Here is a 22,926-nt window from a genome sequence, read left to right as displayed (position 1 = left end):
GCCGGGCATGCGGTTTAGCGATAGCATTTTTGGAAGGCTGCTTGAACCGATCAATCGGCGGCAGTTTCAGACGACTGTGGATCGTTTGGATGGCGATGCCTACGACAAGACGTTCGACAGCTGGGATCATCTTGTCGCATTGATATTCTCCCAGCTCAGTGGCGTCGACAGCTTGCGTGCCCTTGAGGCGATCTGGAACGCCAATTCGCATCATCACTACCATCTTGGTGTCGGCAAATTGGCGCGCTCGACGCTTGCGGATGCCAATGCCCGACGGCCGGTCAGTATCTTCGCAGAAGTCTTTGAGCGATTGTCTGGGCATGCCGACCGAGCGCTGAAGCGGGAGGGTGCCGAGATGCTGCGGCTGATCGATGCGACGCCGGTGCCGCTGGATCAACTCAGCACCTGGGCCGGTTGGAACGGACGTACCCGTGGTCTCAAGCTTCACGTGGTTTACGATCCCGGCTCGGATCATCCGCGCCGTCTGGCGATCACGCCGTCGACGGTCAATGACGTCACACCAGCCCAGCAATTCCCGATCGAGGCCGGCGCCACCTATGTGTTCGACAAGGCCTATTGCAGTTATGCCTGGTGGACACGGCTTCACGACGCGGGCGCCTGCTTCGTCACCCGCCAGAAGAAGAATCTGCGCTTCAGAGCTACACGCTGGCGGAAGCTGCGGAAACAAAAGGGGAAGGGCTTTAAAATCATCGACGATGCTGAGGTAAAGCTCCTCAGCAGCTCCAAACTTGCTGTTCCGATGCGCCGCATACGCCTCAAACGCGATGACGGTACAAAACTGACCCTCATCACCAACGATCTGAAGCGTTCGGCCATCGAAATCGCTGCGCTTTACAAAACACGCTGGCAGATCGAGCTGTTGTTCCGCTGGATCAAGCAGCACCTCAAGCTTCGCAAATTTCTCGGCCGCTCCGAGAACGCGGTCCGTCTGCAAATCCTCGCCGCCATGATCGCCTATCTGCTGCTGCGGATCGCCGCACGCGAAAGTCGTCTAATCATGCCGGCTATCCGCTTCGCAGGTCTTGTCGCCGCGTCGCTGTTCGCACGAAAACCAATCGCCGACATCGACCGACCTCCCAAGGTGAACCCATCCGCTGCCCGCGACAGAAGCTCCCCCGACCAGATCAGCTTCTGTTATGCATAGAATTCCCCGGACAGCCCTGCGCGCAAGCGGGGAATCCAGTACGCCGCGGCCTATCGGCCGAACAATTGCTGTCTCTGGAATACTGGATCGTCCGCCTTCGCGGACGATGACAGTGAGCGCGCGGTGTGAACCCGGCTGAAGCGTCCGCCTCACGCTCCGTTCAGGAATTGAAGCGGGTCAACCGGGCTCGATCCCTTACGGATCTCGAAGTGGAGCTGCGGCGACGCCACTTCCCCGGATTGACCCGACTTGGCAATGACCTGACCGCGCTTGATGGTATCGCCGCGCTTCACCAACAGCTCACTCGCATGGGCATATGCGGTGACGTAGCCGTTGGAGTGCCGAACCAGGACCAGATTGCCGTAACCTTTCAGCTCGTTGCCAGAATAGGCGACGACGCCGTCTTCAGCCGCCTTGACCGGCGTCCCCTCGGGCACCGCGAGATTGATGCCGTCATTGGACTTGCCGTTGGTCTTGGCGCCGTAGCTCGTGACCACCTTGCCGCGCACCGGCCAGCGGAAGGTCGGCAGCGCGCCGGTGGCCTCCGCAGCCTTCGCCGGCGTCTCGGCGGGCTTCTCTTCAACATTGGCCGTGGCTTGCGCCAGACGCGCGCTCTGCACGGGCGCGGCGGCAGCGGCCATCTTGGTAGCAGGCGCCGGAGCGGCCGCCACGGGCTGGAGCGTTCCCACAACCGGAGCAGCCGCGACCGGAGTCGCGGCAACCGGCGCCGCGACGGCGGCGGTCTTGGCACCGGGCACGGTCAGCTTGGTGCCGAGCTTGAGCTTGGCCGAGGGCGCGAGGCCATTGGCACGGGCTAGCTCGGCCGCCGAGATGTGGTTCTTGCGCGCGATGCTGGCGAGCGTGTCGCCACGGTTAACGAAGTGCGTGCTCGGCGGCGCAGCGACGGCTGCAACCGGCTTCGCCGCAGGCACAGCCGCGACGGGAACCATCGCCGGCGCGGGCGCAGCGGCCGTGGCCGTGGCCGGATGCGGGATGATGAGCTGCTGGCCGGGCGAGAGCGTGCGCGGGCCCTTGTAGCCGTTGGCGGCGAGGATCGCCTGCGGCGTGACATGATAGCGCTTGGCGAGCACGTCGAGCGTGTCGCTGGTGCCGACGATGATCTTGGTGCCGCCGGCCGGCTGGGCTGCGGCAACCGAGCGCGGCGGCACGGTCGCCGTGGTCTCGAGGTGCGGCTGCGCCGGGGGCGCATAGGAGCCGACGCCGCGCCCGCCACCGGACACTCCGCCGCCAGAGGCAACGGGATAGGACTGCGGGGTGGACACCGCGGGCGGAGGCAGGGGCTGGGACTGATAGGAACCAGGCTGCGTCTGCGGCCGCGCATATTGCGGCAGTTCACGCTGCGGCGGCGGTGACTGCTGGACCGAACCGGTGGATTCCGAGGCGAAGGGATTGGAGAAATTCGACTGGGACAGTCGCGACGACATGTCGGCGCTGCACCCCGCAAAACTGAAGGAGATCAGCGCCAGCACCGCGACTTGCGGCACGCGGCGCGAGTAAAGCAACTCGGCGACAGCGGACATGGTTACTCACTCGTACGCAACAGAACTGGTGTTTTAAGTAAACACGCGCCGAGTAAATAACGGCTTAACCCTCCCAATAAGATGTTGGCGGCACAGCCAATCCGGAATTCTACAGCTCCCGCGCCACCCCAGGCAGCGCCGGCACGAAGCGGACATCGACGAGTTCCTTGCGCTCGATCCCCGCCTCGGTGCGGTTGAGGCGGGTCAGCGTCTGCACGCCCTGATGCGGGCCGACCGGTGCGATCAGGATGCCCCCGATCTCGAGCCGTTCGATCAGGTTCTCTGGAATCTGCTCCATCGCGGCGGTGACGATGATGCGGTCGAACGGGCCGATATTGGCCGGCAGATTGAGGCCATCGCCCAGCATCACCTCGACATTGTGGCAGCCGAGCTCTTCGAGCCTGGCGCGTGCGGTGTCCGCGAGCTTGCGGTAGCGCTCGACCGTGAGCACCTGGCCTGCGAGCCGCGACAGCACGGCGGCCTGATAACCGGAGCCGGTGCCGATCTCGAGCACGCGGTGCCGCTTCTGGAGTTGGAGCTGCTCGGTCATGTAGGCGACAACGAAGGGCTGGCTGATGGTCTGCCCGCAGGCGATCGGCAGCGCACTGTCGCGATAGGCGCCATCGCGGTCGGCGTCGTCGACGAACAGCTCGCGCGGCACCTCCTCCATCGTCCGCAGCACGGCCTGATCGCTGATGCCCCGGCGCCTCAGCGTAAGCTGAAACATCATCTTTTCGGGCGGGGGTTGATGGGAGGTCATTGCTGCCAATGCTGTGTTGTCAGGCCCGTTAAGTCGCCAACCCGGGCGCGAGAATCTTGTTCCTTGGTCGGGAACTCATGATACCATTCGGCTGGATATTTGATCACAGATTGGCTGCAACGGGCCAGTCGTGATCGCCATTTTCAGGCATTCGTTCGTCAAAACGCGCATTGCGTCGATTCATGTTATCTGCGAACGTTTTTGGGAATGGGCAAGGACTCTACCATGACCGCGACGGGGCTTTCCGGCCGCTCTGTATTCCTCGTCGAAGACGAGGTGATGATCAGGATGATGGTTGCGGACATGCTCGAAGAGCTCGGCTACAAGGTCGCTGCCGAGGCCGGCGACATCACCGAGGCCATGCGGCTCGCCCAGGCGACCGAGTTCGACATCGCCATTCTCGACGTCAACGTCAACGGCAAGGTCATCTCGCCGGTGGCCGATGTTATCAGGGCGAAAGGCTGCCCCTTCATCTTCGCCACCGGCTACGGCTCCTCCGGCTTGCCCGAACAGTACCGCGATCGGCCGGCGCTCCAGAAGCCGTTCCAGCTCGACGCACTCGGCAAGACCATCGAAGCCGCGCTTCGCAGGGGCTAGAGCGTTTTCGAGCGAAGTGGATACCGGTTCGCGTGAAGAAAACGCGTCAAAACAAGAATCTAGAGCTTTGGTTCTGATTCAATCAGAACCGATAATGCTCTAGGCGCTACTTCAGCGTCGCGCTCAATTCTTCTGAAAACGCTTCATTGGTGCGGTCGAGCCTGAGCGGCGTCACCGAGACGTAGCGCTCGCGAAGCGCCGCGAGATCGGTGCCGTCGGCGGGCGTGTCCATCATCGCCGTGCGCTCGAACCCGATCCAGAAATAGGGATTGCCGCGGCCGTCCCTGCGCTCGTCGATCCTGAGGAAGCCGAGATTGCGCTTGCCCTGGCGCGTGACGCGGATGCCGAGCACATCCTCCGGCGCACACGACGGGAAGTTGATGTTGATCACCGTGTCTTTCGGGACGCCGGCGGCGATCACCTTGCGCAGGATGTCAGGCCCAAACTTGCGCGCGGTGTCCCACGGCGGCCGCTCGCGGGTCTCGACGCTGAATTCCTGCGACAGCGCGAACGACGGCAGCCCCAGGATGGTGCCTTCCAGCGCGCCAGCGATGGTGCCGGAATAAACCACGTCCTCGGCGACGTTGCGCCCCTTGTTGACGCCCGACAGCACGACGTCCGGCAGCTTGGGCCCGAGGATGTGGCGCGCGCCCATGATGACGCAGTCGGTCGGCGTGCCGCGCACAGCGAAGTGCCGTGGGCCGACCTCGCGCAGGCGCAACGGATCGTTGAGCGACAGCGAATGCGACACGCCGGACTGGTCGAGCTCCGGTGCCACCACCCAGACGTCGTCGGACAAGGCGCGCGCGATCTCCTCCACGACCTTGAGGCCGGGGGCGTGGATGCCGTCGTCATTGGTGCAGAGAATACGCATGCGAAAAGTCGATTCCAGAAAGCGGGTCTGAGCCGTCTTATCCGGCTCTGCCCAATCAGGCAAACCGGCCGATTGGGTCCGGCGCCCAGGTTCCCGGCGTGGATCCTACTACCGGCGGATGCGCCATTGCGGCAGGAAGCGCGCCAGCCGACCCTCGGCATGCAGTTGCATCGCCGGCACGACCGGGCTCTCGACAGGATTTTCGATCACGCCGAGTGCCTCCAGCTGCGCGACGAACGGGTCGGACACCGGCGCCTGCGGAAAGCGTTCGCGCGCGACCGTCAGCGCCTTGTCGAAATCCGCTGCATTGACTCCGGGCTTCGCCCGCCGGCTCCGCACGAGATCGTCGTCCCAGAGCCGCGCAATCTCAATGTCGAGCACGCCGCGCAGGCGCTGATCGACGGCCTGGATGCCGGCCCCCGTCACCGCCCATTGTCGGCCGACCCAGAAGATGTCGCGGTGCAAGGCCATGGTGGGTTTGCGTTGTGGGGCCGGCAGGATAGCCTGCCGCCCGATCTTCGCAAGCCTACTCGCGCGCGATCACCTTCAGCCCGCCCATATAGGGCTGGAGCACGCTGGGGACCGCGATCGAGCCGTCCTCCTGCTGGTAGGTCTCCATCACCGCGATCAGCGCGCGGCCGACCGCGGTGCCGGAGCCGTTCAGCGTGTGCACGAAGCGCGGCTTGCCGTCCGGCCCGCGCGAGCGCGCATCCATGCGCCGCGCCTGAAAGTCGCCGCAGACCGAGCAGCTCGAGATCTCGCGGAACATGCCGCCGTCGCCCTGCCCGGGCATCCAGACCTCGATGTCGTAGGTTTTTTGCGACGAGAAACCCATATCGCCTGCGCAGAGCGTCATCACGCGGTAATGCAGGTCGAGCTTCTGCAACACCTGCTCGGCGCAGGACAGCATCCGCTCCAGCTCGTCCTTGCTCGCTTCCGGCGTCGTGATCGAGACCAGCTCGACCTTGGTGAACTGGTGCTGGCGGATCATGCCGCGGGTGTCGCGGCCCGCGGCGCCGGCCTCGGCGCGGAAACACGGCGTCAGCGCGGTAAGGCGCATCGGCAATTGCTTCTCGTCGAGGATGGATTCGCGCGCGAGGTTGGTGAGCGACACTTCTGCGGTCGGGATGAGCCAACGTCGGTCAGGATTCTGCTTGTATTCAAAGCCCAATACCTCGTGCTTTGCTTCGCGTGCAGCCTGGACGCCGTTCTCTTCGGCAAAATCCAAGATGTGCTGCTTGGCGAGGTCAAAATTCACGTAGGCGTTCTTTATTTGATCATCCTCAGTTTCTACTCGGAATTGATCAGCGCTGAATTTAGGTAGCTGTGCAGTGCCATACATCACTTCGTCGCGAACCATGAGCGGCGGATTGATTTCGGTGTAGCCGTGCTCGGTGGTGTGCAGGTCGAGCATGAACTGACCGATGGCGCGCTCGAGCCGCGCCAGCCCCTTCTTCAGCACGACAAAGCGCGCACCGGAGAGCTTTGCCGCCGCCTCGAAATCCATGTAGCCGAGCGCGGTGCCGAGATCGTCATGCAACTTCGGCGCAAAGCTGTAGTTGCGCTTGTTGCCGAACACGTGATGCTGCACGTTACCGTGCTCGTCGACGCCGTCGGGCACTTCGTCGAACGGAATGTTCGGGATCGCGGACAGCTCTTTCGTCAACTCCTCGTCGGCGGCTTTCGCCGCGGCTTCGAGCTGCGGCATCGTGGTCTTGAGCTCGGCGACCTCGGCCATCAGCTTGGCGGCGCGCGCCTCGTCCTTGGCCTTCTTGGCATCGCCGATTTCTTTCGATGCCGCGTTGCGCCGCGCCTGCGCCTGCTCGGAGGCCAGAATCGCCGCACGCCGCTTCTCGTCGATCGCGAGCAGCGAGGCCGACATCGGCTTGAGGCCGCGCCGTGCGATGCCGGCGTCGAAGGCTTGCGGATTGTCGCGGATCGATTTGATGTCGTGCATGACTGTGGTCCTGGGGCAGCGTGCAAACGGTCAACGTTCATGTTGGCAGTTTACGCTGGCGCGCCTCCCCCTAGCACAGCTGTCATCGCCCGCGAAAGCGGGCGATCCAGTATCCCAGAGACGCTAGTGATTCCCCGAGGGGCCGCGGCGTACTGGATTCCCCGCTGGAGCCTGTCATCGGGCTCGCCGAAGGCGAGACCCGGTGGCGGGGAATGACGGCGGAGATCGGAGCGCCTTACTCCGCCGGCTTGGCCGGCGTCGACACGTCGGTACCGGTGGCCTGCGAGGCCGCCGCCTTCTTTTCCACCATCGCCACCGCGATGATCGAACCCTCGTAGAGCGCCAGCAAGGGAATCGCCAGGGAGCACTGGCTGAGCACGTCAGGCGGCGTCAGCACGGCCGCGATGACGAAGGCGATGACGATGAAATAGCGGCGCTTCTCGCGCAGCATCTTCGATGTGATGATGCCGATCCGCCCGAGCAGCGTCAGGATCACCGGAAGCTGGAAGGCGATGCCGAAAGCGAAGATCAACGACATCATCAGCGACAGATATTCGCCGACCTTGGGCAAGAGCTGGATCTGCGCGGTCTCGTCGCTGCCGGCCTGCTGCATGCCGAGCGAGAAGCGGACCAGCATCGGCAGCACGACGAAATAGACCAGCGCCGAGCCCAGCACGAAGAAGAACGGGGTCGCGACCAGGTACGGCAGGAAGGCCTGCTTCTCGTGCTTGTAGAGACCGGGCGCCACGAACTTGTAGATTTGCGTCGCGACGATCGGGAACGAGATGAAGCCGGCGCCGAACAGCGCGAGCTTCAGCTGGGTGATGAAATATTCCAGCAGCGCCGTGTAGATGAACTTGGAATTCTCAGGACCCGCGACCCACACGAACGGCCAGACCAGCACGTTGTAGATCTGCTTGGCGAAGAAGAAGCAGAAGATGAAGGCAACGCCAAAGCCGAGCAGCGCCTTGATCAGCCGCGACCGCAGCTCGATCAAATGGTCCATCAAGGGGGCTTTGCTGGCCTCGATATCGGCGTCGGTCATGACGCTTTGGCATCCTTGATCGCTTCGGATGGCGCGGTGTCTTGCGCGACGTGGGCCTGCTCGACCTCACGGGTGATCGCCAGCGGCTCGTTCGCGGCTGCATGCGCCTCGGCTTCCATGAAGGTCGCGGGCGTCGGGGCTTCCGGAGTCGTTGGCGTTACCGGCGCTTCATTTGAAGTCGCCGGTGCTTCGCTCGAAGTCGCCAGCGCTTCGCTTGAAGTCGCCGGCGGTTCGACGGCGCTGGTGGCTGGCGTCTCGGCCGGCTTGTCGAGCGCATCGACGCGGAGCGCGTCGCTGACGTCCTTCTGAAGCGAAGTCAACGGATTGAAGCCGGTCGCGGCTTCCTTGACCTCGTCAAAGCTCTTCTTGAGGTCGGCCATCTCGGCCTCGCGCATCGCTTCCTGGAACTGGCCCTGGAATTCGGCGGCCATCTTGCGGGCCTTGCCCATCCACTGCCCGACCATGCGCAGCACGCCCGGCAGCTCCTTCGGGCCGATGGCGATGAGGGCCACGACCCCGATGAGGACCAGTTCACTCCAGCCGATGTCGAACATGAGGTCTTCCGTTCACGCCAGCCGCAAGCCGGCCCAATCCCTCGCGCGCAGGATCGGGGCTACCCGCGTCTCGCATGCTCTCTGGCTCAGACGGCCTTGCTGCCGACGTCGGACCGTGCCGCGGTCGGCGCGGCGTTGTTGTGCTCGATGGACTTGTTCGGCTCGGGCTTTTCAGCGGGCTTGTCGTCGTCCTGCATGCCCTTCTTGAACGCCTTGATGCCCTGCGCCACGTCGCCCATCAGATCCGAAATCTTGCCGCGGCCGAACAGCAGCAGGACCACTGCGATCACCAAGATCCAGTGCCAAATGCTGAGTGAACCCATCCTGCAACCCTCCAAACGCGCATGGCCGGGGACCGGCCGATCTTCACCCAAAACTAGGCTTGGCGGGTCTCAAAAACAAGGACCAAGGCAGCGCCAATTCGCTGTTGGCACTACGCAATCTTGCTAGTGTTAACCGGTCGCAGTGGCCCGTGAACGGACCGGCGTCACTCTTCAGTGCCGCCTTCGCCGCCACCCTCGTTGCCGCCTTCCGGCGCCTCGGGCTCGACCGCCGGCGCCAGCGCCAGATCGAGGTCCTCACCCGGTTCCAACGGATCTTCGTCCTCACGCAGCGCCGGATCATCCGACGGCGTCGGCACGCTGAATCCGGTCGGCAGGCGCGAATCCAACAGGCCCGTGCCCTTCAGCTCTTCGAGGCCCGGCAGGTCGCCGAGCTGTTCCAGGGTGAACTGCGACAGGAAGTCCTCGGTGGTTCCGAAGGTCAATGGGCGCCCGGGCGTCTTGCGCCGTCCGCGCGGCTTGATCCAGCCGGTCTCCAGCAGCACGTCCAGCGTGCCCTTCGAGGTGACGACGCCGCGGATCTCCTCGATCTCGGCGCGTGTCACCGGCTGGTGATAGGCGATGATCGCCAGCACCTCGATTGCCGCACGCGACAGGCGGCGGGTCTCGGTGCTCTCCCGCGTCATCAGCCAGGCGAGATCGCCGGCGGTGCGGAAGGTCCATTTGTTGGCGACGCGCACGAGGTTCACGCCGCGCGAGGCATAATCGGCCTGGAGCTGCTCGAGCGCCGCCTTGACGTCGACGCCATCCGGCATCCGCTTGGCCAGCGTCGCGGTATCCAGCGGTTCACTCGAAGCGAACAGCAGCGCTTCCAGCAGCCGCAATTCCTCTGGACGTGCCTGGGATTCGTTGTCCATCGGCTCGGCCTCTTCTACCCGCACTTCAGCCAGGCTTGCCATGGCAGATTCTCCTTCTTGCACTTAACCGACCGGCGCATCGGGCGCAGGAGCTGCGTCCGGAACCGGTTTAGGACGCCCCTTCCGGAAATAGATGGGCGCAAACGCCTCTTTCTGGTTCAGCTCGAGCTGGCCTTCGCGCACCAGTTCGAGCGCGGCGGCAAAGCTCGAGGCGAACACCGTCGCGCGCTGCGTCGGATCGGCGACATGCCGGATCAGGAAGTCGTCGAGAACGCCCCAGTCGTCCTGTTCACTGATGCTGCCGACCAGCCGCTCCAGCGTGGCGCGCGCTTCGGCGAGCGACCACACCGTGCGCTTGGCCAGATGCACGCTCGCCAGCACGCGCGACTGCCGCTGCGCCGCATAGGCGGTGAGCAGGTCGTACAGCGTCGCCGTGTATTTCGGATGCTTGATCTCGGCGATCTGCTCGGGCTCGCCGCGCGGGAAGATGTCGCGCTGCAATTGCGGCCTGTTCATCAGCCGATTGGCGGCTTCGCGAATGGCTTCCAGCCGGCGCAGACGGTTGGCGAGCGCGGTCGCCATCTGCTCGGCGCTCGGGCCTTCCGCGCTCGGCGGCTCCGGCAGCAGCAGGCGCGATTTCAGGAAGGCGAGCCAGGCCGCCATCACGAGATAATCAGCAGCGAGTTCCAGCCGGATCTTCCGCGCAGCTTCGATGAAGTGGAGATACTGGTCCGCCAGCGCCAGGATCGAAATCTTGGCAAGGTCGACCTTCTGCTGCCGTGCCAGTGCGAGCAACAGGTCGAGCGGGCCCTCATAGCCTTCGACGTCCACGACCAACGCCGGCTCACCCTCGGCGAGCTCTGCGGGCCGCCCGGTTTCGAACGATAGGATTTCTGCGGTCATGCGGATGCCGTGTTTGCCCGTGCGATCAATGCGTCCAGTTCCGCGCGTGCGGCCGCCCGGTCGAACGGCTGCGGCGGCTTGCGTGCGGCGAGCGCGGCTTTCGCCCGCTCCAGTGCCCTGCCGGACAGTTCGGGTGTCTGCCCAGCGACGTCGTGCATCTCCGCGATGTTGCCGTTGCAATGCAGGGCCACGTCGCAACCGGCCGCAAAGATAGCGCGGGTCCGCTCGGCGATATTCCCCGACAGCGCGTTCATCGACACGTCATCACTCATTAACAAACCCTGGAACCCGATTGCGCCGCGAATCACGTCAGCAATCATTGTCGCAGATGTCGTCGCCGGATGGGCGGAGTCGACCGCGCTAAACACAACATGTGCAGTCATGGCCATCGGCAGGTCCGAAAGCGGCTTGAACGCGGCGAAATCGGTCCGCTCCAGCTCGTCCCGGGGCGTATCGACCGTCGGCAGCTTGAAATGGGTGTCGGCGGTGGCCCGGCCATGACCGGGGATGTGCTTCAGAACCGGCAGAACGCCGCCCTGCTCCAGGCCTTCGGTGACCGCACGGGCAATCGCCGCGACCTTGCCCGGCTCCGTGCCGTAGGCCCGGTTGCCGATGACGGCATCGGCACCCGGCACCGGCACGTCAGCGAGCGGCAGGCAATCCACGGTAATGCCGAGATCGGCGAGATCGGCCGCGATCAGGCGGGCGCTCAGGCGCGCCGCAGTGAGCCCGAGCGCCGAATCAGTGTCGTACAAAGTCGCGAATACGGTCCCCGGCGGATAGATCGGCCAGTGCGGCGGCCCCAGCCGCTGCACCCGACCGCCCTCCTGATCAATCAGGACGGGCGCGTCGGCGGCTTCCGACACAGCTCGCAATTCCGCAACCAATGCAGCAACTTGCGCCGGTGTCGCGACATTGCGCTTGAACAGGATGAAGCCCCATGGGCGTTCGGCACGGATAAACTCCCGCTCGGCGGCGGTCAGTTCCGTTCCGGATACGCCGGTAATGAAGGCCCGCGTGCTCATAACGGCCGATTAACCCTGCCCCGCGAGGGGGTCAAGGAAACGGCCGTTAATTCCTCTGGACGAAGCAGGCGGACAGGCCTGCGGACTTGAGGCTGTTGCATGCCTGCGTCGCCTCCTCTGCCGAACCATAGGGACCGGCGAAGGCGCGGTAGACGATGCCCTTGCCCTTGTCGGTGAGGTCGACGCGCTTGATCACCGGCGAGCGCGATCCGAGCACGCTGCCATACTTGCTCTGAAGCACCCGATAGGATGCGGCGGCGCTGTCCTCGCTCTGCTGCGAGGAGACCTGCACGATGTAGCCGCCGCTGCTGGTGGGGGCGAGTTGCGTCGGATTGGTCGCAGCCATCCGCTGCGGAGGCTCGGCCGTCGGTCCCGATTGCGGCGCGAGCGACATAGGCTGGTTGGCGCTGGCATTGGCCGAGGTCGGCGGATTGCGCGACGCGATTGGTGCAGGCGGCGCGACAACAGGTTTTGGCGCAGCTGCCGGCTTCGCAGCGGCGGATTGCGGTGCGGCGCTATCGGTCTGATCGCCTTTCACGGCCACCGTCCTGATCGAACGCGGCGAATTGTTCGGCAGTGTGCCGTTGCTCGGAGTCGGCCCTGCGCTTGGCGGCGGCACCATCGACGGCGACACACTCGCTACCGACGGCGGGTTCGCATTCTGGTTCAGCGGCGGGAACACCACACGGGGTCCACCCGCCCTGGCGTTGACGTCGACAGGCGCCTCCTCGCGCGGCACGATCTTCTCGGTGCCGTCACCGCTCACCATGCGATCCGGCACCTTGGCCGTGGAGTCCGTCGGCGCGGGCACGATCTTGGTCGGCGTGTTGTCGGCCTTGATGATCGGCGGCTCGCCGCTGCGAGGCGAACCCACATAGGTCTTGTAGGCAAACGCAGCGCCAGTCCCGACAACGGCAAGCGCGAGGATCGCCGCGACCGTCATCATGCCGCCGCGCCGCTTCTTCGGCTCGTCAAGTTCGGCGTCGGGATAGTCGTTCTGGTATGCGTAGGGATCGTCGGGATAGGCCGGATCGCGCTGGTAGTCCTGCTCGCCTGCCTCGAGCCGGCCATAGAGCGCATCATCGTAGCGCGACGGATCGGGCTGCGCGTACGGCTCCTGATAGGCCTGTTCCTGATAAGCCTGTCCGTGCTGCTGATAGGCCTGATCCTGATACGCTTGAGCTTGATAAGCGTGATCCTGATGGGTCTGCGGCTGATGAAAATCCGGCTCTGGGGCAGGCGCAGTCGGCTGGGCCGAATAGCGATGCAACGGATGAACCGGGTTTACGGAGACGGGATAGTCAGGCTCCGGCGCGGGTGCCGGCTGCGGCTGCACGTTAGCGCGCCGCATCCATGAGGGCGGCCCGGGCGGCGGCGGAGGCTGCTCAGCATAGTCCTGCTGATCATCGTCCTGGCGATGGTCGTCTTCCCGATAGCTCCGGGCAGGCGCCGCCGTCGGGCGCACAGTTGGCCGCGACTGCGCTGCGAACGGATCGGTCTGTCCGATCAGACGGGCGAGCTCGGCCAAGGGATCATTTTCCGCCTTCCCATGCTGATCGCTACCGCGACCATAGTCATCGGAGGGAAACGGTCTGTCCTGATATCGTTCGGCCATCGTGATGATGCGTCCCTTCGGGAAAGCCGCGCGCCCCTCGACCAAGGCACGGCTTTCGACCCACAAGGCTTTCAACCAAGTCTAAGCGATCCGGCTTCTGCCGGTTACCCCCCCGAATTCCCATTAGGTAGTTCGCCCCAAACTACCGCATCTCGTCCGGGGCATGGACGCCGAGGATGGCGAGGCCCGATGCCAGGACAGAGACGACGCCCTGGACCATGGCCAGTCGCGCTTTTGTAAGATCTGCATCATTATTGATAATGAAGCGTAAATAGGGCAAATCGCGCCCTTTCGTCCAAAGCGCATGAAATTCGCTGGCTAAATCATAGAGATAAAAGGCAATTCGGTGCGGCTCGTGCGCCGCGGCGGCAGCTTCCATCACCCGCGGATAAATTGCGAGGCGCTTGAGAAGATCGAGTTCGACCGGGTCTGACAGCCGTTCCACGGCCAACTCACTCAGCCAGACGATCCGCTCGGCGGTATTCCCGGGCAGTTCCGGGAACACCTCGGCTCGCGCGTTGCGGAAGATTGAGTGACCGCGGGCGTGACCATACTGGACGTAGAACACCGGGTTGTCGCGCGACTGCTCCATCACCTTGGCGAGGTCGAAGTCGAGCACCGCATCGTTCTTGCGGTAGAGCATCATGAAGCGGACGGCGTCCTGGCCGACCTCATCCACCACCTCACGCAAGGTGACGAAGTCCCCGCTCCGCTTCGACATTTTCACCGGCTCGCCGTTGCGCAGCAACTTCACGAGCTGGACGATCTTGACGTCGAGGGCGCCCTTGCCTGATGTCGTCGCCTTCACCGCCGCCTGCATGCGCTTGATGTAGCCGCCATGGTCGGCGCCCCAGACGTCGATCATCTCCGCAAAACCACGGTCGAACTTGTTCTTGTGGTAGGCGATGTCGGAGGCGAAGTAGGTGTAGGAATTGTCCGACTTGATCAGCGGTCGATCAACGTCGTCGCCGTAAGCGGTCGCCTTGAACAGCAGCTGCTCGCGGTCTTCCCAATCCTCGACCGGCGCGCCCTTTGGCGGCGGCAGGCGACCTTCGTAGATGTCGCCTTTGGCCTGTAGGAAATCGATGGTCTCCGCAACCTTGTTGTTGGCGTTCTCGATAAGCGAGCGCTCGGAGAAGAACACGTCGTGGCGAATGTTGAGGGCGGCGAGATCGTCCTTGATCTCGTCCATCATCATCGCGATCGCCTTGGCGCGCACCGTCGGCAGCCACTCGGCCTCGCTCATCCCGCGGAGCTTATCGCCGTGCTCCTTGGCCAGCGCTGCGCCGACGGGCTTGAGGTAGTCGCCGGGATAGAGTCCTTCCGGAATCGCGCCGATGTCCTCGCCGAGCGCCTCGCGATACCTGAGGAAGGCGGAGCGCGCGAGCACGTCGACCTGCGCGCCGGCGTCGTTGATGTAGTATTCGCGCGTGACGTCGTGGCCCGCGAACTGAAGCAGGCTCGCCAACGCGTCGCCAAACACGGCGCCGCGACAGTGACCGACATGCATCGGCCCGGTCGGATTGGCCGAGACGTATTCGACATTGACCTTGGAGCCGCCGCGGACGCGGCCGTAATCGGCGCCCTCGCGCAGCACCGTCCGCAGCGCCTCCGCCCAGGCAGCCGGCTTCAGCGTTAAGTTGATGAAGCCGGGGCCGGCGACGTCGACCTTGGCGATCAGCGCATCCGTGCGCAGCCGCTCGGCGATCTGCTCGGCGAGATCGCGGGGCTTTGCCTTTGCCTCTTTCGCAAGCACCATGGCGGCGTTGGTCGCCATGTCGCCGTGGGAGGCATCGCGCGGCGGCTCGACCACCACGCGCGAGAAATCGATGCCCTCAGGCCAGTTGGCGTCCACGGCCAGCGTACGGCAGGCGGCGTGCACACGCGCGAGCACGTCGGCGAACAGGTGCAGGGATGAGGATGTGTCGGGCATGGCCGCCGCCTAACGCAAATCCGGGGTCGAGTCAAAGAGCCGCTGGTGCTCGGTCAGGGCGAAACGATCAGTCATTCCGGCAATGAAATTGCCGATCCGGCGGGCCCGGTCGCCCTCATTGTCCGCCCCCGCCCCCAACAGCCATTCCGGCGGCAGTTCAGACGGCTCCTTCAGGTACTTTGCGAACAGCTCGAACAGGATCTGCTCCGCCTCCCCCATCACCCGCATCACCCGCTTGTGGCGGTACATGTGCTGGTACAGGAAGCGCTTGATGGCGGCCTCTTCCTCGGCGACCTCGGCTGGGAACGCGATCAGCGCCCTGCTCTGCTGGCGCACATCCTGAGCCGATTGCGGCTTGACCGCCGCAAGGTTCTTCTGCGCCTCGGCGAACACCGCACCGATCAGATGCGAGATCAGCTCGCGCACAAGCTCTGCGCCGCGCCTGACATCTTCGAGATCGGGATACTGCGCCGAGGTCTCGGCGATGATCTCCGCGGTCAGCGGCATCACCTTGAGATCGTCGAGGTGGAACAGGCCGGCGCGCAGGCCGTCATCGATGTCGTGGGCGTCATAGGCGATGTCGTCGGCGATCGCCGCGACCTGCGCCTCGAGCGAGGCAAAGCTCCATAATTCGAGGTCATAGGTCTTGATATAGTCGGCGATGCCGACGGGAACGCCATACCTGCGGTAGCGCTCGGTTGGCGCGCCGCTGCGGTCGGTCAGCGGGCCGTTGTGCTTGACGATGCCTTCCAGCGATTCCCAGGTCAGATTCAGCCCATCGAAGTCGGGATAGCGGTGCTCCAGCGCGGTGACGACCCGGAGCGTCTGGGCGTTGTGGTCGAAGCCGCCAAACTCCTTCAGGCAGGCGTCCAGGGCCCGCTCGCCGGCATGACCGAACGGCGGATGACCGAGATCATGGGCGAGCGCCAGCGTTTCGGTGAGATCCTCGTCCAGCCCGAGTTGCCGGGCCAGCGCGCGGGCGATCTGCGCCACCTCCAGCGAATGGGTCAGCCGGGTGCGGTAGTGGTCGCCCTCGTGGAACACGAACACCTGGGTCTTGTACTTCAGGCGGCGGAACGCGGTGGAATGGATCACGCGGTCGCAATCGCGCCGGAACGGGCTGCGGGTCCGGCTCGGGGGCTCGGCGACCAGCCGGCCGCGGCTGCGATCGGGGTCGCAGGCATAGGGCGCGCGGGGGGCAGCCATTCCGACGGACACGGCGAATTTAGTCCCTATCCATTTGATTCTGCGTATGGTGGCACTTAACTATGTCGGGCGCGGGATACCAAATGAATTGGGCAAATGAATTTGGTATGACCGCGGGGACTATTGGAGACCAGTGATGACGACTGCCGTGACCATCAGCGACCGGGCCGCACGCCGGATTGGGGAGATCCTCAAGGGCGAAGGTTCTGGCGCGATGCTGCGCATTTCCGTCGAAGGCGGCGGCTGCTCGGGTTTCCAGTACAAGTTCGACATCGACCGCGCCCGCACCGACGACGACCTCGTGATCGAGCAGGACAATGCCGTGGTGCTGGTCGATTCCGCCTCGCAGCCGTTCCTGGCGGGATCGCAGGTCGATTTTGTCGACGATTTGATCGGCGCCTCGTTCCGCGTCAACAACCCCAACGCGACGGCCTCGTGCGGCTGCGGGACCAGCTTCTCGGTCTGAGCGCTTACGCGCCGGTGATCTGCCTTTCCTCGTCCGTCCACTCCACCTCGGCCGGCATCAACTCCGGCTGAAGCGGCGCGTCCTCCGACATGACGTGGCCGTCCAGCGCTCGTAGCAAGGCCGCGACGAGCGCAGGCTTGCGCAGCGGCTTGGCCAGGAAGTCCGACATGCCTGCTTCGCGGCAGATCCTGACGTCCTCGGGGAAGGCGTTGGCGGTGAGCGCGATGATCGGCAGGGCGTCGAAGCGCCCGCCTTGCGCACGGATCGCGCGGGTTGCGGCAAGTCCGTCCATGTCGGGCATGCGCACGTCCATCAGCACGACATCGTAATCGCCTTCAGAGGCTGCCGCGACGGCGTCGACGCCGTCGGCGACGACGCGCAGCTCGACATCGAATCCGCCGAGCATCTTGCTCACGACCATGCGGTTGACGGCGTCGTCCTCGGCGACCAGCACCTTCAGCGGCCGGTCGAGCCCGGCGATACGGGCCTTGAGATCGTCGGCGTCGTCGCGGCCCGCATCTTGGTCGGATGCTTGCGCCTGGCTCCAGGGTAACACCAGCGTGAAGCGGAAGGTCGAGCCCTTGCCCGGGGTCGAGGTGACGCCGATGGTGCCACCCATCTGTTCGATGATGCGCCGGGAGATCGCAAGGCCGAGGCCAGTGCCGCCGAAGCGGCGGCTGATCGAGGCGTCGGCCTGGGCGAAGTCGCTGAAGAGTTGGCCGAGCTTTTCGGGGCCGATGCCGATGCCGGTATCGGTCACCGTCCATTCGACGGTCGCCAGCAGATCGCGCCGTGCCTGGCAGGTGGCCGAAATCGTCACCTCGCCGTCGTCGGTGAACTTCACCGCATTGGACACGAGGTTGAGCAGCACCTGGCGGATGCGGGCGACGTCGCCGCGCAGCGTCGGCGGCAGGTTCGGATCGAGCTCGACCTTGACCGCAAGCTCCTTGCTCTTGGCACTCGCGCGCCCCACGGTCGCGGCGGTCTCGACCAGCGCCTGCGGCGCAAAGTCGATCGCCTCGAACGCGAAGCGGCCGGCCTCGAGCTTGGACAGATCAAGGATGTCATTGAGGATGCGCTGGAGATTGTCGCCGGACTCGCGGATGGTGGTCACGGCCTCGCGCTGCTCCGGATCGAGTTTTGTCTCCAGCAGCATGCTGGCGAGCCCGAGCACGCCGTTCATGGGCGTGCGGATCTCGTGGCTCATCACCGCGAGGAAGTCGGACTTGGCGCGGCTCTCGGCCTCGGCCTTTTCCGCGCGCCAGCGCTCGGTCACGTCGCGGCCGAAGCCGCGATAGCCGAGGAACTGGCCGTCGCGATCGTAGGCCGGCTTCGCCGTCAGCGACCACAGCCGCGCCTCCCCGCCGGCGACGACCTTGATATTCATCTCATGCAGCGGCTCGGCCTGCTCCATCAAGCCGATGATGTTGTAGGCCGCGCTCTTGTCCTCGGGGCACAGCATGTCGAGCACGTCGGCGAAATGCGATCCCTTCAGCAGCGGAAGCGGCAGCTGCGCGACGTCGGCGAAGCGCTGGGGCACGTCGACCAGATGCCCCTCGGCATCGGTCTGCCACAGCCAGTCGCTGGCGTTCTCCTGAAAGTCCTTCAGCAGCAGCGAGATGATCTCGGTCTGACGCTCGAGCTCGAGCTGGGCCTTGAGATTGCCGAGGAAGAGGTTGCCCTGGGAGACGATGTTGCGCGCCATGAAGAATGCGAACAGCAGCAGGAATACCGCTGTCACCAGATAGGGCCCGGTGCCGCACAAGAGCAGCGCGCCGACGCAGGCGATCGTCATGGTGGCGAGATAGACGAGGCCGGCACGAGGGAAGGTCGACAGCGTAAACGCTCCGCCCGACATCATGCCGACCATCAGGCAGGCCAGGATGAGCTGGCTGGTTGGTCCGATGCGGCTGAACAGCGCCAGCGGCAGCATGCCCCAGATCGCGGCGAGGAAGAACGCCTGTCGCAGCACCTGCCGCGCGGCGCGGCTTGAGGCCTCCTGCAGCGGATTTCGACGCGACCGCCGCCACGAACGCACCGCGAGCAAGGCGGTAGCGGCGAACGCCATGCCCCAGATCGCGAGGAAGTCGTTCCAGCCCCTGCCCCAGAACAGGATCAGCACGATGGCGACGTTGAGCATGGTCACGGCCATCGTCACCGGGATCAGCCGCGTCACCGCGTCGATCTGCTTGGCGCGGATGCGCCGCAGCTCGCGCTCGCTGAGATCGGCGGTCAGGCCGTCCTCGATCTCGAAGCCGCCGAGCCAGTACAGAAACGCACCGATCACGCCGTCGCGCGGCTCAGTTCGCGTCATGGATTTGTCCGGCCATCCCATCCGAGGAACCTTTTCGGCATCAATGACCCGGCGCGCGCTTAAGCCGGGTTAATTTTGTGGGAGATTCTGCGACCGCCTTGACGGGCGCGTTTGCATTTTGTTCTAACGGTGGCTCCCTCCTGGAGCCCTCCAATGCCCATCAGAGTAGCCACCTGGAACGTGAACTCGGTCCGGCAGCGCATCGACCTGCTGCTGACCTGGCTGAAGGAGTGCCAGCCGGACATCGTCTGCCTTCAGGAGATCAAGTGCGTCGACGAAGCCTTCCCGCGGCTGGAGATCGAAGCGCTCGGCTACAACGTGGTCACGCACGGGCAGAAGACGTTCAACGGCGTCGCCCTGCTCTCCAAGCTCCGGTTCGACGAGACCAAGTCGGGCCTCGCCGGCGACGACGAGGATGCGCATGCCCGCTTCCTCGAAGGCGTGGTGACGCTCAAGCAGGGGGTGTTGCGGATTGCCTGCCTCTACCTGCCCAACGGCAATCCGGTCGGCACCGACAAATATCCCTACAAGCTCAAATGGATGTCGCGGCTTCTTGAGTATTCGAAGGAGCGCCTCAAGGAGGAGGTCCCGCTGATCCTCGCCGGCGATTTCAACGTCATCCCGCATGGGCGCGACGTGCACAATCCCGCCGCCTGGACCGAGGACGCCCTGTTCAAGGCCGAGACGCGGGAGAGCTTTCAGTCCCTGCTCGGGATCGGCCTGACCGACGCCTTGCGGGCGGTCACGGATGAGGGGGGGCTCTACACCTTCTGGGACTACCAAGCCGGGGCCTGGCAGAAGAACCAGGGCTTGCGCATCGACCATTTGCTGCTGTCGCCGCAGGCCAGCGACCGGCTCGCCAATGTCGGCATCGACAGCTATGTGCGCGGCTGGGAGAAGCCGTCGGATCACGTGCCCGTGTGGGCGGATCTCGATCTCGAGGCGGCTTAACGCCGCCTCTGCAGGTCACTCCCGGCGGCCCTGCACCCACTGCTCCAGCATTTGCAGGCACATGGCGCGGTCGTCGTCGGAGGCCTTGGCGAAGGCGCGGTTGTAGCTTTCCTTGATCCAGGTCTCCTCGGCCCCGGCGCTATCCCGGGCCAGCGTCAGCCACATCAGGCCGCGCGCGGCCTGTCGCGGCAGGCGGTCGCCGTTGAACAGCATCTGGCCGAGTAGCGCCTGGGCCTGATGCTGGCCCTTCTGCGCGGCGAGGCCGAGCCAGCGCGCGCCATAGCGGAAATCCTCGCGCGAGGCGTCCGGCGTCTTCAGGTACAGGCGGGCCAGATCGTACTGCGCATCCGCGTTGCCGAAATAGGACGCGGCATAGGAGAACATCTCCCGCGCCCGCTCCGGATCCGACTTGATCTTCGAGTTCGGGATGCCGCTGAGATAGTAGCGGCCGAGCGCGACGAAGGCGTTGGCCACGATCTGCGCTTGCGGCGCCGAGGGGCTGTCCTCGGCATGCGCGTTGGCGATGCGGCTGAAATATTCGAAGGCGCGCAGATCGTCCTGGGCGACGCCGTCGCCATTGGCGTACATGCGGCCGAGCTTCCACTGCGCGATGGGGTGACCGCCCTCGGCGGCATATTGCAGGGCGCTGAGCGAGGCTTCCTGAGATGCGACCGCCGGCGGAACTCTGGTGCGAACCGTATTCGCAGCCCCCGGCAAGGTGGTCACGACCGGGATGGTCGCATCCTTGTTGACCGGCGCGCCGTCGAAGGCGAGCGCCGGTGCGGCCAGCGCAGCAGCCCCCAACATAAACGCAACTATCGCACGCCTAGATGTCCGCATAGCACTGTTTCTCGTGCGCGCCGCCCGGATGGGTCACCGCCCCCCCGAGCGCTGGTCCAACCTGCTGAGCATACTTCCAGAGCGCACCCGACGTGTGGTTAGTCGCGCGAGCCGCCCATTTGGTCTTGCGCTGGGCGAGCTCCTGGTCGCTCAATTTTACGTTAAGGCTACCGGCGACGGCGTTGATCTCGATGATGTCGCCGTCCTCGAGCAGCCCGATCGGGCCGCCAATCGCGGCCTCGGGCCCGACATGGCCGATGCAGAAACCCCGGGTGGCGCCGGAGAAACGGCCGTCGGTGATGAGCGCGATCTTGCCGCCCATGCCCTGGCCGGTCAGCGCCGCGGTGGTCTGGAGCATCTCCCGCATGCCGGGGCCGCCCTTCGGCCCCTCGTAGCGGATCACGATGACTTCGCCTTCGCGGTAGGTGCGCTTCTGAACCGCCTCGAAAGCGTCCTCCTCACGGTCGAAGCACCTGGCCGGACCGGTAAACCTGAGGTTGGACATTCCCGCGACTTTCACGATCGCACCTTCTGGCGCCAAATTGCCCTTCAGACCGACCACACCGCCCGTGACGGTGATGGGTTTGTCTGCCGGGTGCACCACGTCTTGGTGCGGATTCCACTTCACGCTCTTGAGGTTTTCGGCGATCGTCCGGCCCGTGACGGTAATGCAATCACCGTGCAGGAAGCCGTTGTCGAGCAGCGTCTTCATCAGAAGCGGTATGCCACCTACTTCAAACATGTCTTTGGCGACATAACGGCCACCCGGCTTCAAATCAGCGATATATGGTGTCTTTTTGAAGATTTCGGCGACGTCGAATAAGTCAAACTTTATGCCCGCCTCGTGCGCGATCGCCGGCAGGTGCAGCGCAGCATTGGTCGAGCCGCCGGATGCGGCGACCACGGCAGCGGCATTCTCCAACGCCTTGCGGGTGACGATGTCGCGCGGCCGGATGTTGGAGGCGATCAGGTCCATCACCTTCTCGCCCGCGGTCATGCAGAAGGCGTCGCGGATTTCATAAGGTGCGGGGGCACCGGCCGAGTAAGGCAGCGCAAGGCCGATCGCCTCGGAGACGGTCGCCATGGTGTTGGCGGTGAACTGCGCGCCGCAGGCGCCCGCCGAGGGGCAGGCCACGCGCTCGATCTCGTCGAGATCCTCGTCCGACATGGCGCCGACCGAGTGCTTGCCGACGGCCTCGAACATGTCCTGCACGGTGACCTGTTGCCCGCGGAAATTGCCGGGCAGGATCGAGCCGCCGTAAATGAAAATCGACGGCACGTTGAGACGGACCATCGCCATCATCATGCCCGGCAGCGACTTGTCGCAGCCGGCCAGGCCGACCAGGGCGTCGTAGGCGTGACCGCGTACCGTCAGCTCGACCGAGTCGGCGATGCATTCGCGCGACGGCAGCGAGGAGCGCATACCGTCATGACCCATGGCGATGCCGTCGGTGACGGTGATGGTGCAGAATTCGCGGGGGGTGCCACCGGCCGACGCCACGCCCTTCTTAACCGCCTGCGCCTGGCGCATCAGGGCGATGTTGCAGGGGGCGGCTTCATTCCAGCACGAGGCGACGCCGACGAAGGGCTGGTGGATCTGCTCGGTGGTCAGACCCATGGCGTAGAAGTACGACCGATGCGGCGCGCGCGCAGGGCCTTCCGTCACGTGACGGCTCGGCAGCCTCTGCTTGTCAATCTTCGCGCTCATCGCAAACCAGTTTCCCCGGTCAACCCTTTCAGACCCGAAAAATCAGAGCCAAGATTTGAATCGACCTTGGGATTTCCCGTCGCCGTCGAAGACTGCCGCTGCCCTTAAATCATTAGAGTGATTTTATTCATGTTCGGGTGTGGCCAAAAAGCGGCGCTGATGCGAACGGTCGGTGATGAGGGTTAAAACGCCAATCACTGTTGCTTGAACACAACAATCGTGGCGTGGAAGACACGGATTGTCCTACCGGGATACCTCACAGAGATAATGATTC

Annotated in this window: 21 protein-coding genes; 4 read left to right on the top strand and 17 right to left on the bottom strand. The window is 64.6% G+C overall.

Annotated features, from left to right (window positions below):
• Window positions 1-7: 7 nt before the first annotated feature.
• Complete coding sequence (locus ACR9YP_RS24360) at window positions 8-1,165, top strand: IS4 family transposase (RefSeq protein WP_438103250.1); 1,158 nt, start codon at window positions 8-10, stop codon at window positions 1,163-1,165.
• Window positions 1,166-1,314: 149 nt separating this feature from the next.
• Here the strand turns inward: ACR9YP_RS24360 and ACR9YP_RS24355 are convergent, their stop codons facing one another.
• Window positions 1,315-2,706: a peptidoglycan DD-metalloendopeptidase family protein gene (locus ACR9YP_RS24355; protein WP_474217332.1), complete on the bottom strand. Its 1,392-nt coding sequence runs from the start codon at window positions 2,704-2,706 to the stop codon at window positions 1,315-1,317.
• Window positions 2,707-2,815: 109 nt separating this feature from the next.
• Window positions 2,816-3,466, bottom strand: a complete 651-nt coding sequence (locus ACR9YP_RS24350) for a protein-L-isoaspartate(D-aspartate) O-methyltransferase (protein WP_474217330.1) — start codon at window positions 3,464-3,466, stop codon at window positions 2,816-2,818.
• 225 nt (window positions 3,467-3,691) lie between these two features.
• Between ACR9YP_RS24350 and ACR9YP_RS24345 the strand changes: the two genes are divergently transcribed.
• A complete protein-coding gene (locus tag ACR9YP_RS24345) occupies window positions 3,692-4,063 on the top strand; it encodes a response regulator (RefSeq protein ID WP_474217328.1) in 372 nt (123 codons plus the stop codon).
• Window positions 4,064-4,169: 106 nt separating this feature from the next.
• Here the strand turns inward: ACR9YP_RS24345 and surE are convergent, their stop codons facing one another.
• The 12 genes from surE to ACR9YP_RS24285 all read right to left on the bottom strand — a co-directional run bounded on the left by surE (window position 4,170) and on the right by ACR9YP_RS24285 (window position 16,385).
• Complete coding sequence (gene surE, locus ACR9YP_RS24340) at window positions 4,170-4,937, bottom strand: 5'/3'-nucleotidase SurE (RefSeq protein ID WP_091885515.1); 768 nt, start codon at window positions 4,935-4,937, stop codon at window positions 4,170-4,172.
• Between the two features lie 108 nt (window positions 4,938-5,045).
• A complete protein-coding gene (locus ACR9YP_RS24335) occupies window positions 5,046-5,408 on the bottom strand; it encodes a hypothetical protein (protein WP_091885518.1) in 363 nt (120 codons plus the stop codon).
• Window positions 5,409-5,463: 55 nt separating this feature from the next.
• On the bottom strand, window positions 5,464-6,894 hold the full coding sequence (gene serS / locus ACR9YP_RS24330; RefSeq protein ID WP_474217322.1) for a serine--tRNA ligase: 1,431 nt from the start codon (window positions 6,892-6,894) through the stop codon (window positions 5,464-5,466).
• A 235-nt stretch (window positions 6,895-7,129) separates the two neighbouring features.
• Window positions 7,130-7,939, bottom strand: coding sequence for a twin-arginine translocase subunit TatC (gene tatC / locus ACR9YP_RS24325; RefSeq protein ID WP_474217320.1), 810 nt, complete (start codon window positions 7,937-7,939; stop codon window positions 7,130-7,132).
• On the bottom strand, window positions 7,936-8,493 hold the full coding sequence (gene tatB, locus ACR9YP_RS24320; RefSeq protein ID WP_474217318.1) for a Sec-independent protein translocase protein TatB: 558 nt from the start codon (window positions 8,491-8,493) through the stop codon (window positions 7,936-7,938). The genes tatC and tatB overlap by 4 nt, the downstream gene beginning before the upstream one ends.
• 86 nt (window positions 8,494-8,579) lie before the next feature.
• Window positions 8,580-8,816 carry a twin-arginine translocase TatA/TatE family subunit gene (locus tag ACR9YP_RS24315; RefSeq protein WP_091885538.1) on the bottom strand — a complete coding sequence of 79 codons (237 nt, stop codon included), beginning with the start codon at window positions 8,814-8,816 and terminating at the stop codon, window positions 8,580-8,582.
• A gap of 164 nt (window positions 8,817-8,980) precedes the next feature.
• Complete coding sequence (scpB, locus tag ACR9YP_RS24310; RefSeq protein ID WP_165405914.1) at window positions 8,981-9,733, bottom strand: SMC-Scp complex subunit ScpB; 753 nt, start codon at window positions 9,731-9,733, stop codon at window positions 8,981-8,983.
• A 21-nt stretch (window positions 9,734-9,754) separates the two neighbouring features.
• Window positions 9,755-10,594 carry a segregation and condensation protein A gene (locus ACR9YP_RS24305; RefSeq protein ID WP_128933604.1) on the bottom strand — a complete coding sequence of 280 codons (840 nt, stop codon included), beginning with the start codon at window positions 10,592-10,594 and terminating at the stop codon, window positions 9,755-9,757.
• On the bottom strand, window positions 10,591-11,619 hold the full coding sequence (nagZ, locus tag ACR9YP_RS24300; RefSeq protein WP_370987203.1) for a beta-N-acetylhexosaminidase: 1,029 nt from the start codon (window positions 11,617-11,619) through the stop codon (window positions 10,591-10,593). Before nagZ ends, ACR9YP_RS24305 begins: the two co-directional genes overlap by 4 nt.
• Before the next feature lie 46 nt (window positions 11,620-11,665).
• Window positions 11,666-13,234 (bottom strand): SPOR domain-containing protein, encoded by a 1,569-nt coding sequence (locus ACR9YP_RS24295; protein ID WP_370987202.1) that lies wholly within the window; start codon window positions 13,232-13,234, stop codon window positions 11,666-11,668.
• Between the two features lie 142 nt (window positions 13,235-13,376).
• Window positions 13,377-15,167 carry an arginine--tRNA ligase gene (gene argS, locus ACR9YP_RS24290; protein ID WP_474217305.1) on the bottom strand — a complete coding sequence of 597 codons (1,791 nt, stop codon included), beginning with the start codon at window positions 15,165-15,167 and terminating at the stop codon, window positions 13,377-13,379.
• Between the two features lie 9 nt (window positions 15,168-15,176).
• Window positions 15,177-16,385, bottom strand: a complete 1,209-nt coding sequence (locus ACR9YP_RS24285; RefSeq protein ID WP_474217303.1) for a deoxyguanosinetriphosphate triphosphohydrolase — start codon at window positions 16,383-16,385, stop codon at window positions 15,177-15,179.
• A 124-nt stretch (window positions 16,386-16,509) separates the two neighbouring features.
• Between ACR9YP_RS24285 and erpA the strand changes: the two genes are divergently transcribed.
• Window positions 16,510-16,839: an iron-sulfur cluster insertion protein ErpA gene (gene erpA / locus ACR9YP_RS24280; protein ID WP_024342679.1), complete on the top strand. Its 330-nt coding sequence runs from the start codon at window positions 16,510-16,512 to the stop codon at window positions 16,837-16,839.
• Between the two features lie 4 nt (window positions 16,840-16,843).
• Here the strand turns inward: erpA and ACR9YP_RS24275 are convergent, their stop codons facing one another.
• Entirely contained in the window at window positions 16,844-19,174 is a 2,331-nt protein-coding gene (locus tag ACR9YP_RS24275; RefSeq protein ID WP_474217298.1) for a hybrid sensor histidine kinase/response regulator, read from the bottom strand.
• A 132-nt stretch (window positions 19,175-19,306) separates the two neighbouring features.
• Here ACR9YP_RS24275 and xth point away from each other — a divergent pair, with 132 nt between their 5' ends.
• On the top strand, window positions 19,307-20,104 hold the full coding sequence (xth, locus tag ACR9YP_RS24270) for an exodeoxyribonuclease III (protein WP_128945869.1): 798 nt from the start codon (window positions 19,307-19,309) through the stop codon (window positions 20,102-20,104).
• Window positions 20,105-20,119: 15 nt separating this feature from the next.
• Here xth and ACR9YP_RS24265 read toward each other — a convergent pair whose 3' ends face one another.
• Window positions 20,120-20,944 carry a tetratricopeptide repeat protein gene (locus ACR9YP_RS24265; RefSeq protein WP_438108164.1) on the bottom strand — a complete coding sequence of 275 codons (825 nt, stop codon included), beginning with the start codon at window positions 20,942-20,944 and terminating at the stop codon, window positions 20,120-20,122.
• Complete coding sequence (ilvD, locus tag ACR9YP_RS24260) at window positions 20,931-22,652, bottom strand: dihydroxy-acid dehydratase (RefSeq protein WP_474217292.1); 1,722 nt, start codon at window positions 22,650-22,652, stop codon at window positions 20,931-20,933. Before ilvD ends, ACR9YP_RS24265 begins: the two co-directional genes overlap by 14 nt.
• Between the last annotated feature and the right edge of the window lie 274 nt (window positions 22,653-22,926).

It is taken from the genome of Bradyrhizobium sp. BR14999, from assembly GCF_056106085.1.
The sequence above is the reverse complement of the archived record's forward strand: the minus strand, read 5'-3'. Positions and strand labels throughout refer to the sequence as shown.

Excerpts from the sequence above, each read along its gene's own strand:
- ACR9YP_RS24360 (WP_438103250.1), top strand. The coding sequence starts at position 8 with ATGCGGTTTAGCGATAGCATTTTTGGAAGGCTGCTTGAACCGATCAAT.
- ACR9YP_RS24355 (WP_474217332.1), bottom strand. The coding sequence starts at position 2,706 with ATGTCCGCTGTCGCCGAGTTGCTTTACTCGCGCCGCGTGCCGCAAGTC.
- ACR9YP_RS24350 (WP_474217330.1), bottom strand. The coding sequence starts at position 3,466 with ATGACCTCCCATCAACCCCCGCCCGAAAAGATGATGTTTCAGCTTACG.
- ACR9YP_RS24345 (WP_474217328.1), top strand. The coding sequence starts at position 3,692 with ATGACCGCGACGGGGCTTTCCGGCCGCTCTGTATTCCTCGTCGAAGAC.
- surE (WP_091885515.1), bottom strand. The coding sequence starts at position 4,937 with ATGCGTATTCTCTGCACCAATGACGACGGCATCCACGCCCCCGGCCTC.
- ACR9YP_RS24335 (WP_091885518.1), bottom strand. The coding sequence starts at position 5,408 with ATGGCCTTGCACCGCGACATCTTCTGGGTCGGCCGACAATGGGCGGTG.
- serS (WP_474217322.1), bottom strand. The coding sequence starts at position 6,894 with ATGCACGACATCAAATCGATCCGCGACAATCCGCAAGCCTTCGACGCC.
- tatC (WP_474217320.1), bottom strand. The coding sequence starts at position 7,939 with ATGACCGACGCCGATATCGAGGCCAGCAAAGCCCCCTTGATGGACCAT.
- tatB (WP_474217318.1), bottom strand. The coding sequence starts at position 8,493 with ATGTTCGACATCGGCTGGAGTGAACTGGTCCTCATCGGGGTCGTGGCC.
- ACR9YP_RS24315 (WP_091885538.1), bottom strand. The coding sequence starts at position 8,816 with ATGGGTTCACTCAGCATTTGGCACTGGATCTTGGTGATCGCAGTGGTC.
- scpB (WP_165405914.1), bottom strand. The coding sequence starts at position 9,733 with ATGGCAAGCCTGGCTGAAGTGCGGGTAGAAGAGGCCGAGCCGATGGAC.
- ACR9YP_RS24305 (WP_128933604.1), bottom strand. The coding sequence starts at position 10,594 with ATGACCGCAGAAATCCTATCGTTCGAAACCGGGCGGCCCGCAGAGCTC.
- nagZ (WP_370987203.1), bottom strand. The coding sequence starts at position 11,619 with ATGAGCACGCGGGCCTTCATTACCGGCGTATCCGGAACGGAACTGACC.
- ACR9YP_RS24295 (WP_370987202.1), bottom strand. The coding sequence starts at position 13,234 with ATGGCCGAACGATATCAGGACAGACCGTTTCCCTCCGATGACTATGGT.
- argS (WP_474217305.1), bottom strand. The coding sequence starts at position 15,167 with ATGCCCGACACATCCTCATCCCTGCACCTGTTCGCCGACGTGCTCGCG.
- erpA (WP_024342679.1), top strand. The coding sequence starts at position 16,510 with ATGACGACTGCCGTGACCATCAGCGACCGGGCCGCACGCCGGATTGGG.
- ACR9YP_RS24275 (WP_474217298.1), bottom strand. The coding sequence starts at position 19,174 with ATGGGATGGCCGGACAAATCCATGACGCGAACTGAGCCGCGCGACGGC.
- xth (WP_128945869.1), top strand. The coding sequence starts at position 19,307 with ATGCCCATCAGAGTAGCCACCTGGAACGTGAACTCGGTCCGGCAGCGC.
- ACR9YP_RS24265 (WP_438108164.1), bottom strand. The coding sequence starts at position 20,944 with ATGCGGACATCTAGGCGTGCGATAGTTGCGTTTATGTTGGGGGCTGCT.
- ilvD (WP_474217292.1), bottom strand. The coding sequence starts at position 22,652 with ATGAGCGCGAAGATTGACAAGCAGAGGCTGCCGAGCCGTCACGTGACG.